12 protein-coding genes are annotated in these 15,348 nt (G+C 54.6%); 4 read left to right on the plus strand and 8 right to left on the minus strand.

From position 1 onward, the window contains the following. Nucleotides 1-26: 26 nt before the first annotated feature. The 3 genes from KG007_RS01090 to KG007_RS01100 form a co-directional block, all read right to left on the minus strand. Nucleotides 27-1,169 carry a glycosyltransferase gene (locus KG007_RS01090; RefSeq protein WP_195458161.1) on the minus strand — a complete coding sequence of 381 codons (1,143 nt, stop codon included), beginning with the start codon at nucleotides 1,167-1,169 and terminating at the stop codon, nucleotides 27-29. A gap of 103 nt (nucleotides 1,170-1,272) precedes the next feature. Then, complete coding sequence (locus tag KG007_RS01095) at nucleotides 1,273-1,815, minus strand: ferritin-like domain-containing protein (RefSeq protein WP_195458162.1); 543 nt, start codon at nucleotides 1,813-1,815, stop codon at nucleotides 1,273-1,275. Between the two features lie 72 nt (nucleotides 1,816-1,887). Next, a complete protein-coding gene (locus KG007_RS01100; protein WP_213346981.1) occupies nucleotides 1,888-2,619 on the minus strand; it encodes an acyl-[acyl-carrier-protein] thioesterase in 732 nt (243 codons plus the stop codon). Between the two features lie 86 nt (nucleotides 2,620-2,705). On the opposite strand from KG007_RS01100, the gene KG007_RS01105 reads away from it, so the two are divergent. After that, nucleotides 2,706-3,317, plus strand: a complete 612-nt coding sequence (locus KG007_RS01105; protein WP_213346983.1) for a hypothetical protein — start codon at nucleotides 2,706-2,708, stop codon at nucleotides 3,315-3,317. A gap of 65 nt (nucleotides 3,318-3,382) precedes the next feature. On the opposite strand, the gene KG007_RS01110 is transcribed toward KG007_RS01105, so the two are convergent. Next, entirely contained in the window at nucleotides 3,383-4,354 is a 972-nt protein-coding gene (locus tag KG007_RS01110; RefSeq protein WP_213346985.1) for a fimbrillin family protein, read from the minus strand. Between the two features lie 335 nt (nucleotides 4,355-4,689). Between KG007_RS01110 and KG007_RS01115 the strand changes: the two genes are divergently transcribed. Genes KG007_RS01115 through KG007_RS01125 form a run of 3 tightly spaced genes read left to right on the plus strand, consistent with a single transcriptional unit; the run spans nucleotide 4,690 to nucleotide 8,508 of the window. Beyond that, a complete protein-coding gene (locus KG007_RS01115) occupies nucleotides 4,690-5,403 on the plus strand; it encodes a DUF2975 domain-containing protein (RefSeq protein ID WP_195458166.1) in 714 nt (237 codons plus the stop codon). Between the two features lie 53 nt (nucleotides 5,404-5,456). Next, on the plus strand, nucleotides 5,457-5,675 hold the full coding sequence (locus KG007_RS01120; protein WP_195458167.1) for a helix-turn-helix domain-containing protein: 219 nt from the start codon (nucleotides 5,457-5,459) through the stop codon (nucleotides 5,673-5,675). A 34-nt stretch (nucleotides 5,676-5,709) separates the two neighbouring features. Then, nucleotides 5,710-8,508 carry a M16 family metallopeptidase gene (locus KG007_RS01125; RefSeq protein WP_213347333.1) on the plus strand — a complete coding sequence of 933 codons (2,799 nt, stop codon included), beginning with the start codon at nucleotides 5,710-5,712 and terminating at the stop codon, nucleotides 8,506-8,508. A 310-nt stretch (nucleotides 8,509-8,818) separates the two neighbouring features. Here KG007_RS01125 and KG007_RS01130 read toward each other — a convergent pair whose 3' ends face one another. The 4 genes from KG007_RS01130 to KG007_RS01145 are packed head-to-tail and all read right to left on the minus strand — an operon-like array spanning nucleotide 8,819 to nucleotide 15,294. Further along, nucleotides 8,819-10,060 carry a DUF5689 domain-containing protein gene (locus tag KG007_RS01130; RefSeq protein WP_213346987.1) on the minus strand — a complete coding sequence of 414 codons (1,242 nt, stop codon included), beginning with the start codon at nucleotides 10,058-10,060 and terminating at the stop codon, nucleotides 8,819-8,821. Nucleotides 10,061-10,078: 18 nt separating this feature from the next. Further along, the gene (locus KG007_RS01135) at nucleotides 10,079-12,904 is read right to left on the minus strand and encodes a TonB-dependent receptor domain-containing protein (RefSeq protein WP_213346989.1); all 2,826 of its coding nucleotides are present in this window, start codon (nucleotides 12,902-12,904) and stop codon (nucleotides 10,079-10,081) included. Between the two features lie 18 nt (nucleotides 12,905-12,922). Further along, nucleotides 12,923-13,957, minus strand: coding sequence for an endonuclease/exonuclease/phosphatase family protein (locus KG007_RS01140; RefSeq protein ID WP_195458170.1), 1,035 nt, complete (start codon nucleotides 13,955-13,957; stop codon nucleotides 12,923-12,925). 38 nt (nucleotides 13,958-13,995) lie between these two features. After that, nucleotides 13,996-15,294: a DNA/RNA non-specific endonuclease gene (locus KG007_RS01145; protein WP_213346991.1), complete on the minus strand. Its 1,299-nt coding sequence runs from the start codon at nucleotides 15,292-15,294 to the stop codon at nucleotides 13,996-13,998. Nucleotides 15,295-15,348: the final 54 nt, after the last annotated feature.

A 15,348-nucleotide genomic window follows, 5' to 3' on the forward strand; every position in this document is an offset into this window, starting at 1 on the left:
AATGTAAGCCTTTGCCGGCCTGCACCCTATTTCGGGGCCACCATGCCGTAGAGTTCCGTGATGCGGCTGCACATCTCGGCCCACGAAAAACGCCGGCGCACATCGACGCAGTTTTCCCGGAAACGCGTCAGCGTATCGCCTTCGTACATCCGCCCGATAGCCGCGGCAACCCCGTCGGCCGTCGGGGGGCAAACATAACCCACACGCCCGTCGGGTACGATCTCGGGCAGTCCGCCGACCGCCGTCACGACCATCGGCACGCAGAACTGGTAAGCGATCTGCGTCACACCGCTCTGCGTGGCGGTCTTATAAGGCTGGACGACGAAATCCGCCGCCGAAAAGTAATATTTCACATCGTCGTCGGGAATGAAGCGGTCGTGAAGCAGAACTTCGTCCTGCAACCCGTTGTCGGCAATCTGTTTCAGGTACGGCTCTTTCGCCGTGTAAAACTCACCCGCGACGATCAGCCGGCGGCCTTCGGTGCGGCCCGCCCGTTTGAGCTGCGCCCAGGCGTCGAGCAGCAGATCCAATCCCTTGTAATCGCGGATCAGCCCGAAGAAAAGCACATAGCGGTTTGCAGGGTCCACGCCCAGGCGCACGCACGCCTCCGAACGCCCGACGCGTTCGCCGAAATTCTCAAACAGCGGATGCGGCGAGAACAGGGCCGGAGCTTCGCTGTATGGTTTGAGTTCGCTGTGGACCTGTTCGGACATGTAGACGAAACCGTCGACCGAACGCAGGTAATAGCGGTTGAACGATTTGTCGGTCAGGTGATGTTCGTGCGGTTCGACGTTGTCGATCTGGCACAGCACCTTCGTATGGCCGTTGCGGCGGGCGATGCGGGCGATGGTCCCGAAGCAGGGGGCCATGAAGGGCGTCCAATACTTCATCAGCACGAAATCGGGGCGTTCGCGCCGGATACGGCGGCCGACACGAATCCAGTTCAGCGGATTCATCGTATTGACGCACCGGCAGATACGAAGGTCCCCAGGAGGAGGAGTCGCGACGGTCTGGCTCTCGCCGGGAAACAGCAGCGAGGGGTATTGGAGCGTAAAAGTCTTGATATCGACCTCGTTGCCCCGCTGCTGAAACGTGCGGGCCATGATCTCCATGATCGACGCCAAGCCGCCGCGGTACGGGTGCGCAGGTCCCAAAATCGTAATTTTCATAGTATGCAAATCATCTTTCTGCAATGCAGGACTTCTCTTCACAAAGATACGAAAAAACGGGGCCCCGCAACCGGGGCCCCGAAGATTTTGTCCGAAGGGCGTGCTATTCGCCGCTGCCCGAATGTTTGAAACTCTTCGACGTATGCTTGCTGCCGGCGGCAGATTGCAGTGCAAGGTACTCCTCACCGTAGTCGATCACATTCTGCAACTCGGTGCGGAAAGTATCGAGATGCTCTTCCTCCTCGACGATGATGTCCTGGAACATCTTGTGCGTCACGGCGTCCTTGTTCTCCGAAGCGATGCGCGAAGCCTCGTTGTAGCTGTCGATCGTGCTCTGCTCGAGCTGCATTGCCATGCGCAGCATCTCCTTCACGTCGGTAATCTGCTTGGTGCGGAACGAAGCGTTCATGTCCACGTCGCCCTGCAGGAACAGGATGCGGTCGGAAAATTCCTCGATGTGGCGCATTTCGGCGATCGAAATCTCACGCATGATCTTCGAGAGATACTGGTAACGGTCATCCTCGAAATGGGTGTGGAAATACATGTATTGCAGCGAGGTGGCGATCTCCTTGCCTACGGCATCGTTCAGCAGGTCGATGCTTACCTGATACTTGTTTTTCGTTTGTGTTTTAGTTGCGCTTTCCATAATGAAAAAGGTTTTGCAGCCTTAGTTGCAAAACCCGTTCCATAAACACCTTCCGGAGCATTCCCCGAGGGCCTATTTCCATTCGATAGAGGCACGCACGGCGGCCGTCGTTTCGTCGCCCGAAATTTCGAACAACGCCGAGCGGTCACGCAACTCGCATCCCACCCGCAACGTCTGCCCGAAACGGCACTCCCGGAGGAAATGAATGTCCAGCCGTACGGAAGCCTCCTGCGTCAGTATTTCGACGGGCAGCATGTCGAGCATCATCTCGATATAACGCATCGTGTTGACATGGCGGTTAAAGTCGATGTCGCTGTAAACCACGCGATGTTCGACCGTTTCGGTCGGATTTACTTCACGGATTTTGCGCGGTTTGTCCGTCGGAGGCGCGGCATCGACAATAGCGTCGGCATGGGCGTCGCCCACCCACGAAAGGTCCATCGCCGAGCGGGTTTGCAGGTCGATCATGGCCCACTGCGTCACGGCACGGCCGAATTCACGGCCCGTGGCAAGGTCGGTCAGCGTGAAATTTCGCGTCGAAAGCACGCGGCCGTAATCGCTGATCCACGTAGCAACGGTATAGTCGGTATATTGGGTGGGCTGGTAATCGAATTCGACGGCCATACGCGAAAGCACCCACGAATGATTGTCGGCGTTCAGCGCATCGACGCCGAAACCCTTTCCGTGGGCGTCGATGCCTGCGGTATTGAGGATCGAACCGCCCAGCGAAGGAATCGTCGCCCGCAGCGTGAAGTCCACATCCTGGGGTTCGACCCGGTAATTATAGCATGATTTCTCGGCCATTTCGTTGAATTTTACGGTTATGCAGGCAAATATACGATTTTTTTCATATATTTGTGAAAGACGCTAATCCTTAAAAATTGTTAGTTATGGAAGTAAAAAAACTTGATTTCGGAGAAACCCTCAAAGATTCCGTCGCCATCGGCGTGAAGAATGCCCCGTCGGTCATTGCCGCCGTCGTGCTGTTTTTAATCACGATCTGGATCCCCTACATCAACATCGGAACCTTCATCGCCATCACACTGCTGCCGACGCAGCTTGCCAAAGGCGAGGTAATCAATCCGTTGGGAATCTTCGACAGCAAGTACCGCCGTTACATGGGTGAATTCCTGATCACCATGGGCCTGATGGTCATTCCCATCTACATCGCCATGATCTTCATGATCGTTCCGGGCATCGTGCTCTCGATCGCATGGTCGCTGGCCTACTATTTCCTGATCGAAAAAGGCAAGAACCCGATGCAGGCCATCAAGGCTTCGAACGACGCTACCTACGGCAGCAAATGGACGATGTTCTTCGTCATCCTCGTATTCGGAGTACTCGCCTCGATCGTCATGCTGGTTTTCAGCGCTATCTGCGGCCTGATCAACGTCGGCTTCATCACGTTCGTCGTCATGTTCGTGCTGATAGTCCTGTTTATGTCGATCGGCATGTCGATCAACGCTTCGTTCTGGAAGCAGATGAAAGACAACGTAGAGTAAATTTCACCCCGTAAAACAGAGAAGGCCGCATCCGATAGATGCGGCCTTCTTGTCTGTCTGTTCAATCACTTATTGTTGACCGGAATCTTCCCACCATCCTTCCATTCGCTGATCGTAGGGTCGGTAATCGAAGGAACGATACCTAACGTCGAATCCAAATTCAGCGTAATATCATAGGTATATGCATATCCGCTCAGCCAGGCCGTTGCAGGAACAGTCAAGGTAACCGTTTTATTTCCATTGAGATTGCTGTCGCCCATGTTCTCGACGGCTGCTACATCCAGCGTAATCACCATTGATTTATCCTGCGGATTCTGCGGAATCAGCATCAACACATCGTTGCTGGCATTAGTCATCTCCACCTCGGTTGCAGTCAAGACCTTATCGTAAGTAATAGAATAGCTGACAGGCGTTGTCAGCGAAGTCCAGGTACCGTCACTGAACTTCAGATTAGCTTTCGAATTGATTTCCTGAAGCTCAATCGTCTTCAGGGTTACGGTATAATAAGCCGAATAATCTTCTGTCGTCTTAGCCGTAAAGCGCACCTGTGCAAGGGCATGTTGGAATCCCAAACTTACGACAGCCGTTTCATCTGCCTTCGTAAAATCCTTGGAAGCAGAGGCATACAACAGGTCTTTCTGGTCGGCAAGAGTGGTGGATACGGTATAAGGCACAGCCTCGGGGGCTGTCATCGTAAGGGCTGTTTCCGTAGGCGAATAAGCAGAGAAAGAATACTTATAGCCTTTTTTGAAGTAGTAGGTATCCCCAAGGCTGCTCCAGGCACTCCCCGTCTTAGACAAGACGATACCATCCATCCACGAAGTTTGCATGGCGGCTCCCAATCCGCTCGTAGCCGTAACGCTGAATTTATCTCCGTCCTCAAAATTTTTCTTGATTGTCGGCGCCGTTCGCGTAACACTGGAAATTTCGGTCGAAAATTTAACCGCAAGGTCTTCGGGGCCGACCGGAGTATCTTCAGTCGCACAGCCGGTAAAGGCCAGTGCAGCAACAGCTGCAGTTAAGAGTAGGCTTTTCATAATTTTTGCTTTTTAAGGGTTAGTGACTTTTTTTAATATACATTTATCAGTTTGCGTTATATCCTCGTTCAAAGCTAAGACAAAGTTAACACGTCCATACTACCGTTGTCCTTCCATTTCCGACACATTCAGGGCCTCTGAGAGTACGAAAACGCCCGTGTATGGTCATCGGACGCTTTTGTTTCATTTTCACCCGGATCGCCGGACGAATCCCTGTCGAGTTCTGGATCTTGAAACTTCAAAACGCTAAAAAAATTATCGAAAAACGATAAATATTATTTGTTTTTCGAAAATTAATCCTATCTTTGCATCAGTTAAAACCAAAAGAGTAACACATGCAGAACAAAAAATCACTCCTGCAGCGCCTGCTGGTCATCTACATTACGTTTTTTATCGTACTCGTAGCCAGCATCGCCCATGGGGTCCTGCCCAACTTTTCACGGGGTGCGGCCGAAGGCATGGAACTCGGCCACGACATTGCCGAAAAATGGAAATCCGGCGTCCCGCGCATGATTTACATGCTGGGAGACATCCGCATCACAGGACAACCCGAAAACGTCGTCCAGGTCGCCGCAACCACAGGCAGCGAAATCAGCGCGAGCGTCCGGCAACTCGAACTGATCGTCGAACAGGACGCCCCCGAGGCGTCGCCACTCGGACTGGCCTTCCGTTCGGTAGGCGGCAGCGCATGGATTTATGCGCTGGTCATGCTTTGCCCGCTCCTCTACCTGGCCATCATCGTACTGATGTTCATGATCATACATTCGCTGCGCCGCTCGATCCGCGAAGAGCGCACGCTCGACAAGCGCAACGTCTGGTATCTGCGTGCGATCGGCATGCTGACGATCGTCACCGAACTGATCAGCGACGCTGTAAACTGGGTGATGAACAACCGCGCCGCCGAACTGCTTGCTGACAGCGGATACACCGTCGACACGGGTTTCCACATCTCCTATGCAATGATTATCATGGGTATCCTGATTCTTTTCGCCGCCGAGGTCTTTGCTATCGGCCAGAACCTGAGCGAGGAACAGAAATACACTATTTAAAATAACGCCGACATGAGAGAACTGAAACCAAAACAAGGAGAAGGGAGGGAATTATGGCGATAATCATAAATATAGACGTAATGATGGCCAAACGCAAAATGTCGCTCGGCGAACTGGCCGAACGGGTCGACATCACGCCCGCCAACCTCTCGATCCTCAAGAACGGAAAAGCCAAGGCGATCCGCTTCTCGACACTCGAAGCGATCTGCCGCGAACTGGACTGCCAGCCGGGGGACATCATCGAATACCGCCCCGAAGAGACGAAAGAATAACACCCTCATACCAAAGCCTATGAAAAAATTAATGATGCTGGCCGTAGCGGCGTTCGCCGCAGGCAGCGCCGTGGCACAGATGAACCAACCCATCCCCGTCGACCCGGAGGTACGCACGGGCAAGTTGGAAAACGGAATGACTTACTACATCCGCCACAACGAAAAGCCGAAAGGCCAGGCGGATTTCTACATCCTCCACGACGTGGGAGCCATCCAGGAGAACGATTCGCAGCAAGGACTCGCCCACTTCCTGGAACACATGGCCTTCAACGGAACCAAAAACCTCCCGGGCAAACAGCTCACGGAGTATCTGGAAACCGTAGGCGTGAAATTCGGCGCCAATCTCAATGCCGGAACCAGTTGGGACTATACGGTTTACAACATTTCGGACGTACCGACCTCACGCCAGGGGATTATCGACTCGGCGCTGCTGATCCTGCACGACTGGTCGCATTTCATCGCCCTGGAGCCCAAGGAGATCGACTCGGAGCGCGGCGTGATCATGGAAGAACTCCGCACGCGCGACGGCGCTTCGTGGCGTTCGTCGATGAAGATGCTGCAAGCTCTGGGCAAGGGCTCGAAATACGAGCACCGCAACCTGATCGGCTACCTCGACGGACTGAAGAGCTTCCAGCACAAGGAACTGGAGGATTTCTACAACCAGTGGTATCGTCCGGATTACCAGGCCGTAGTGATCGTCGGCGACATCGACGTAGACGCCGTGGAAGCCCAGATCAAGACGCTGATGGCCGACATTCCGGCTCCAGCGGCCAATGCTTCGCAGAAAGAGACCATCGTGGTTCCCGACAACGAGGAACCCATCGTGAGCATCTTCACCGACCCCGAAATGCAGGGCACGAAGGTGCAGGTCTTCATCAAGCGTCCGGCCCTTCCCAAGCAGATGGCCAATACAATGCTCGCCGAAGCGACCAACATAATCGAAGCCTACATGACCACCATGGAGAACGCCCGTCTGCAGGAGATCGCCATGCAGCCCGATGCGCCGTTCCTCGGAGCCGGCATGGGTACGGGCGATGTAATCGGCATCATCCCGACGCTCGACGCTACCGTATTCGTGGCCATGACGCAGGACGGCAAGCTGGCCCGCGGCTTCGAAACGCTCTACACCGAAATAGAAAAGGTGCGCCGCTACGGATTTACGCAGGGTGAGTTCGAACGCGCCCAGGAGAACCTGATGCGTCAGGTCGAACGTTCGTACGCCAACCGCAACGACCGCCGCAATGGCGAATTCGTACAGACCTACCTCGACGGCTTCCGGAAAAATCACCCGATGCCCGACGCCGAGACCGAATGGAAACTCGACAGCATGCTGATCAAGATGCTCAACGTCGATGCCGTCAACGCATTCGCACAGCAGACCATAACTCCGACGAACCAGGTGATCGTGGTCAATGCCCCCGAGAAAGAGGGCCTCGCGACACCGACCGCCGAGGAGATTCTGGCCATCCGCGACAAAGTCGCCGCAGCGGAAATCACGGCCTATGAGGACAACGTGGTGAAGGAGCCGCTGATCGCCGAAGGAACCGAGCTCAAAGGTTCGCCCGTGAAGAAGACGACCGAAGACAAGCTGCTCGGCACGACCGAATGGACGCTGGCCAACGGTGCGAAAATCGTCGTGAAACCCACGACTTACAAGGCCGACGAGGTGCGCATGAGCGCCGTAGCCAAAGGCGGACTGTCGCTGCTCTCGGACGAGGAGTTCTATATGGGCGAGATGATGCCCGCCGTGAACTCGATGTCGGGCGTCGGCAAGTTCTCCGCCACGGAGCTCAAGAAACAGCTTTCGGGCAAATCGGCTTCCGTACAGCCTTCGGTGGAGAATTACACGAGTGCCATGGGCGGCGTCTGCTCGCCCAAGGATATCGAGACGATGCTCCAATTGCTCTACCTCAATTTCACGCAGCCCCGCTTCGACCGGAACGATTATGACAACCTGATCAAGATGCTCCGCACACAGCTCGACAACGCAAAAACGAACCCCGATTATCTGATGCAGGAGAAAGTCATCGATGTCACCTACGGCAACAACCCCCGCCGTCAGATGATTTCGGTAGAAATCGTCGACAAGTTCGACTTCGAGCAACTGCCTGCCATCTACGAGAAGCTCTACCCCGGCGCCAACGGATTCGTCTTCACGTTCGTGGGTAACGTCGATCTTGCGACGCTCAAACCGCTCGTCGAAAAGTACATCGGCTCGATTCCCACGTCGAAGAAAGCGATAAACTACGTCGACGACAAGGTGGCTCCCGTCACGGGTGAAGTTACCGAGGAATTCACCGTTCCGATGCAGCAGCCCAAGGTTTCGGTCGTCTACCAATTCACCGGCAAGATGCCCTACACGCTCAAGGAGAAGATGGCCCTGACCTTCCTGACGCAGGCGCTCAACTCACGTTACCTGGTCTCGATCCGTGAGGAGAAGGGCGGAACCTACGGCGTGCGAGTCAAGGGAACGACGACGTATATTCCCCACCAGACATACGGCGTAACCATCGCATTCGACACCAACGAGGAGATGGCCGACGAACTGCGCGAGATCGTGATGAAAGAGATCGAAGAGATTGCCGAAAACGGTCCCAAGACCGAGGATATCGAGAAAACCCGCGAATTCATGCTCAAGAGCTGGAAAAACAGCCTCGAACAGAACGGCAGTTGGATGCAATACCTCCAGATCAAGGAGGAGTCGGGACTCAACTACGTCGCCGACCACGAGCAGGCAATCCGCGACCTGACCAATGCCGATGTGCAGGCCATTGCCAAGAAGATTCTTGCCGACGGCAACCTTATGAAGGTGATCATGCGTCCTTCGAAATAAGCACCGACAAGCAGATATTTCTGAAAAGGCAGCCTCGCTAAGGCTGCCTTTTCTTTATCCGGATAATCCCGTAAACCGTTCGCTCTGCAACCGGTTTACTCCGCCGAAGGGCTTTCGCCCGTTTATCGGCATACGCCGACGCACAGCGCGCGGCCGAGCCTCTTCCTATTGCAACGGAGATGCCCCGAAACCCACAACCAAAGTCGCTTCGAGCAATCCGGCACTCCTGCTGCCGCAAGCAATCTGCCTCCACAGCACAAAAAAACTGCGACCCCGAAGAGTCGCAGTTTTTTATTGCCCGAAAGCGGAATTACTCGCCGTCGTAGTCGTCGCCGGCGTTCTTCACGGGCGGATTCAGCGACTCAGAAGGCGTATTCGCCGTGATCCATTCATCGGAAAGCAGCGACTCTTTGGGGAAGTCGAGGTCTTCGATGCGGCTCACCGAGATCTGGTATTGCGCCCAGTCGTTCGAACCTCCGGTAAAAGTACTCTGCTTCGAGTAGATACCGAAGATGCCGAGCACCGTGCCCTCTGTCCCGTCCTTCGGGATGGGCTTCATGGCGAACTGGCTGTAACCGCTCGTACGAATGCTGTAAATGCCCGGATCCGAAGTATACTCCGCCTCGTCATTATAGCTCATCAGCACCGAACCGTACAGTCGGATGTTCTGCTCGCTGCTGTTGTAAGCCCAGCGATACCATGCGCCAAAGATCGGCGTTCCCCAGTCGGTTACGATCCAACTCGGATAGGGATTCGCATTTCCGCCGTTTTTGAGGCTCGGGGGAGTTACGCCGTCCTGATTCTTCACGCCCGCATAGCGGATCTTCACACCCTTGAAACGCACCAGACGGCCCAGGCTCTTCTCAATATTGGCAGGCGTACCCAGCACCTCTTTGTAGTTCGAAGAAGTTACCTCCAGAATATCGTTCGCTTCGAGCGTCGTATATTCGCCCGGGAAGACATTCAGGGCGGCAACCTTGGGATTGTCGAGGTTCGAATTGGCGTAGTACTTATGGTTGCCGGCCGTATTGATACCGTCCGAAGGAGCGCCTCCGATCGAAAGCATCATGCGGTAGTTACCCAGGTAGAGACCGTCGAGACGCACGTAAACCCACTGGCTCTTCATCGTCTCCAGATCGAGCAGATAGTCCACATACAGGCCCGGATAGAGTTTGAGTTCGATACCGGCCGTACCGTCGTAAATGAAGAGCGACTTGTAGATATTACCCTGGCGGTCGCTGCTGATCACCTTGCCCTTGATGTAATAGTTCGCAGCTTCGGGCCAGTCCGAAAGGCCGGGGAAACCGGCCTCGTCGGCCGTACGGGTTCCGAACTTGAGACTCCTGGTCGAAGCGAAGTCATCGTTGGTTCCGGTATTGGAAATAGGACCGAATTTTTCCTTCACCTTGGCAATGGAAATCGGCGTAAGCCCCATCAGCGTCATATCCTCGTTCGTATAGAGTTTCCGCGGAGCCGGGGTTTCGAAATCGTTGTAGCAGCTCACGGCCACGAGGCCGATGAGAACCGCTATTGCTATTTTAAGACTTTTCATAGATTATGCTTTGCTCGATTAGAAACGGAAATAGACATTCAGGTAATAGGTCGTGCCGAACAGGTAGAAATACTTCGAAGGGAAACGACCGTAGATCTGTTCGCCTCCCGCACCCCTAACCTTGCTCATACGCATCTGTTCGTAACCGCCCGTGCGGATGTCCTGGTCGTTGAGGATGTTCTTGACCTCGAGGCTGAAGCCCAGCATATAAACACGGTGGATATACCAGTTTTTGCCCACGTTGGCGCTCAGCGTATAAACGCCGTCGAACTTCTCCTGCGCACGAATCTTTTTGATCGACGCAATGGCGACCGCCTTCTGATCGTTCGTCGCCGTATTGGAAGTCAGCACGTTGGCATAATACTTCACAGCGGTAGCCGTACGGTACAACGGGTTCATCGAAAGATAGAGGTTGTCGTAGTAGTTGAAGTTCACACCGGCAAACCAGTTGCGCGGTCCGCGGTAGTCGAGGCCGATGTTGAAAGCCAACTGCGGCGAACTCTCCACATGATAACCGTCCCAGTTCACCTTGTCCTTCAGCACGATCCGGTCGACGTTGTCTACCGTCTGCACGAAGTTGGCATTCGAGGTATAGGTGTAATCGCCCCAGCTCAACGCACCGACGACCGAAAGGCCCTGCCATACGGGAACCGACAGGCCCAACTCGACGCCGTAGTGGCGCTTATCGATACCGCTCATCGCAAAGTTGGTGAACGATCTTTGGATATCGTCGTAGAACGAAATAACCTTCGACTGGTCCTCGATCGTCGTATAGTATCCCGAAAGGCGGGCCTTGACGTAAGGCAGATTGAGGTTATAGGTGAGGTCGGCAGCGAAAACCTTCTCGGCTTTCAGCCCCGGAGTGGTCGTATTGCGCGTACGGGGCGAAACGAATGCCGTCGAAAACTTGGGAGCCTGCTGCATGTAACCCACATTAGCTTCGATCGAGTGTGCGCCCGAGAACTTGTAGCCCAGCGACAGTTTCCCCTCGTAGGTCAGGTAGTCGAGTTTCTTCGAATCGCCCTTCGAATCGTTGGGGAACAGACCCTTGCGCCACATACCCTCGCGGTACATGTTCGAATAGCCGACCGATCCGGCAACGCCCAGCGAGAAACCGCCGATGCCCCATGTATAATTGGCCCAGGCGTTGGTTTCGAGCAGGTGAGCACGGTAGTAATAACCATACTTGTCGCCGCGGCGGGCAATACGGGCATGTCCCGTAGCCCAGTAGTAATCCAGATCGTTCTGGGCAGCCGTTGCACTGGCCATGTCGCGTTCGGCGAACTTGTCGATGTCGTACCAATAATCGCCGCCCATCAGGTCCTTGACCTGCGAATAGTAGTTCGTGCGGTTCACGCGCAGGTTCACACCGCCGACGATACGCATGTTGTTGCGCATGTTATGTTCGACATTGGCCGCGAAGTTGTAATCGAGCTGGTCGGTATGGCGCTCCTCGATCATGTAGTTCGAACGGTACTGGTTGCCCATCAACTTGGTCAACTCCGTGTCGATATAGTAGTTTCGGTTGTAGAGTTGGTCGTAATCGATCATGCCGTCCCATACGTTGGCTGCCGTAAGAGCATCCTGCATGTAGAAGTAAATCGTCTCATCGGTCGTGATACCCGGAACAACCTGCGTGAAATCCGACGTAGGCATAAAGCGGTAGTAATCGCCGCGGGGGTCGGAACCGCCGTTCCACGTCAGGGCCGAATAGCCGTTCTTGCCGAAACGCAGCGACGTGGCAGCGTTCAGGCGCGTATTGCCCGACATGTCCCACGTATAGTTCAGCATCACGATCGGCTCGTGGGTATTGCGCACGCGCGAGTTGCGGAGCTTACCGGCCTGGTAACCCACGTTGGGGTTGTAGTAGTTATTGCCGAAAAGGCGATAAGCCTCGTCGGTCGAAGCCTGCTGGGCGCCGCGCTCCGAGGGCGAAGCGAGCAGCGTCAGCGCAAGGCGGTGGTTCTGGCCGAAGAGCTTCTCGGCCGAAGCGAAATAGGAGTAGGAGTTGTAATAAACACCGTCCACATAGCCGTTACCGCCCTGGCGGGTTCCCACCGAGAAGGCATACGACCAACCGTTGTCGAGCTGTCCCGAGCCGTAGGAAACCATCGCGCGGAAGCGGTACATCTGGTTGCCGTTCGAAACGCTCACGCGGAAGCCCTTGCGCATCTGCGAAGCGCGGGCGTTGATGTTGGTCATGCCGCCGATGCCGCCGATGCCGAAATCCGAAGCCTGGAGGCCCGTGTAATTTTCCTGGTTACGCGTCGCGTCGTTCAGACCGCTCCACAGCGACCAGGGACCGTAGCCCGTCATGGCGTCGTTGAAACGGATGCCGTTCAGGTAGATGTCCGAGTACTGCGAATCATAGCCGCGGACGTTGAAACGCATCTCGCTGAAGCGGTACGAAGCGATGTTGTTGAAGAGGTCCTTCGACGACGAGAGCGACGAAGGCAGTGCCTGCGTATCCGACGACGACGAGTCGCTGTCGAATTCGGCGAAAACGGCGTCGTCCAGCACACTGCCCGGGCCCGACGGAACGATAATTACCGACTTGAGGTCCTGTACGTGCTGATTACCCACACGGACCATCAGGCTGAGGTCCTCGAATTCGGGTGTAGAGAAGAGCACCGTATAGCTGCCCGCGGGAAGATTCTCGAAGATGAAGTTGCCGTCCTTGTCCGTCGTTGCCGCCAGACCCAGCGATTCGATCTTCACCTGTACATTGCTCAGTGCCACGCGACCGTTGCGCGAAACCACCTTACCGCGGATGCCTCCGTCCTGCGCATAGGACGTGAAGGTCACGGCGGCGAGCATCAGAATAAGTAGAACTTTGAGTTTCATACAAATATTTTAGAGTGTTTATTTGGCGATGTAGATATAGACGGGGAAGTGGTCGCTGAAACCGCCCTGGAAATCGTTGCCCACGAACGTACGCAGCGGATAACCCTTATACTGGCCATCCTTCTGGATCATGTAGGGACGGCGGAAGATACCTCCGTAGAATTTCGAATTGCCCACAGGCTGGATTTTCAGTTCGCCCGTGGAGCCCGTAGCGAGGTTTTCCGAGACGATGATGTTATCGAACAGGTTCCATTCGTCGCGGTAAGCCAGCGTTCCGTAACCCGACTTCAGCAGGTTGATGAACGGGTTGAACATATCGCCCTTCTTAACCTCCTTGATCTTGCCTTTGGCGTTCAGTCCCTCGACGATGCTGGCATCCGTAGCATCGTCGTTCAGGTCACCCATAATGACCACCTTCGTAGCCGGATTGGCGGCAATCACCGAGTCGACGATGTGCTTCACCTGGTTGGCCGCAGCCAGACGCTTGGGCGCCGAAGCCTCCTTGCCGCCCAGGCGCGAAGGCCAGTGGCTCACGAGGAAAAAGAACGGCTCGCCCTCGATCGTACCCCACATCGTGACGAAATCACGCGTCTTGAAGTTGGGCAACTCGGGCATCTTAAACGGAATGGCGGCGCTGCCTTCCAGCTTGAAAACATCGGGCCGGTAGTAGAAACCGACATCGACACCGCGGGCATCGGGCGAATCGTAATGTACGATACGGTAGTTGCCGGGAACGAGTTTGGGCTGGGCGATCACATCTTCCATCACCGAACGGTTCTCGATCTCCGAAACGCCGATCACGACGGGATAATCCTTATCCTCGGCGGCAATGTCGAACAGCACGCGCTCCAGGTTCCCGATTTTCTTGGTGTACTTGGCCGTGTTCCACTTCTTGGGACCTTCGGGCGTAAACTCCTCGTCGAGCACACCGGGGTCGTGAATGGTGTCGAACAGGTTTTCGAAGTTGTAGAAGACTACCTTGTAGGGCTTCTGCGCGAAGCATGCCACCACAATCAGTGAGGCAAACAGTCCTGTCAAAAAGATTCTCTTCATAAACGTTTTGTGTTATTAAGGTTCTATCCGGTTTAATATTAATTCCAGTCGGAATAATTATAGTTGCTCTTCACCGCATCGGCGACCGCAGGGTCGAGATTGCGGAAGAACTCGAAGCCCGTCAGCTCCTCGATTTTCTTCACCGAGCAGGCGGCGTCCTGGAGTTCCGTGTCGGCACTCGACGATGTGTTGTCGAAGACAAAACCTATGGCTTTCAACTCATCGGCCCCAAACTCCGAAATCTGCTTGTTCTGATTGCCGCGCTGGCGCAACAAAACCTTCCAGCATTTATCCGGCACGGCTACACGGATCGTACCGCCCACATTCGTGTTCATCATGGTCCTGTACGAATCCGAAAAATACGTTCCCGTTACGACATAAAGCGTATCGTAATTACGGAGGCCTCCCCAACCGCGGACTTTGCCTTCGAGAGTGGCCCAACTCCCTCCGTTGAAATCACCGTTTTGCGGCATCATGTTCGTGGCGAAGAACGTCTGCGCATTGGTAGTCCAAGTGCTGTAACGCGATGCCGAAGGCAGCATGTGTCCACGCTGGTAACCCGAAAAATAATTGATCACATTCGCCTGATCGCGTTCAGAAATGGCAGGTTCGAAAATTTTCGTGCCCGTCTGCCGGTAATAAGGCTTCGACGAAACATATTCCGTCGTCCAGTCGTCGTAGGCCCACGCATCGGTGCGCCCCTGCGTGCCCGGACCGGTCTCATAGGTGCGGCTCGACGTATAATCGCGGTAAATCGGATAAGCCACCCAATGTGAAACATGTTTCGTACGGTCGTAGCAGATCGAATAATTCCGCACGTATTTCCCGTTGACAAGCGTCGTATAGTAGGTCTTATAGGTGTAATCTGCGTTTTCGGCATATTCCGGCTGTTCGCCCCAGGCCCGGTCGTAGTCGAACGTAGAGTTTGCCGCCTTCTGCGTCAGCGTCAGCGAGGTGGAATAGCCGTTGGTATAGGTTACAGCGATCGTAGCGACACGATCGTTGTCGGAATTGTTTTTCAGCAGGTAGAGGTACGCCGGGTCCCCGACATTTCCACTGGCGGAGGAGACTATCTTACCGTCGTCCCTGATTAAAGCAAACGAACACCAATCCGCATCCCCGGACTGTGAAACGATCAAAGCCTCGAAAGTGATGCCCGAAGGCCCCTGGGTCGAAATCTTGTTCGTTGTGGTTAAACTGCTCACGGTCTCTGCAACGAGCTCTGCGTGGGACTGCTTATCGTCCCCGTCGTCCTTGTCGCCGCATCCCGCAAACAGGACAAGCATCGCCGACATCGTCACGAGCAGCACGCTTATCTGTTTAATTTTCAACATCATTCAAAAAATATATAACATTTGGTCCGCAGACCTTTTTAGAAACCAAACTCTTGA

The sequence above is a fragment of the Alistipes montrealensis genome, assembly GCF_018362775.1.
Classification (GTDB): domain Bacteria; phylum Bacteroidota; class Bacteroidia; order Bacteroidales; family Rikenellaceae; genus Alistipes; species Alistipes montrealensis.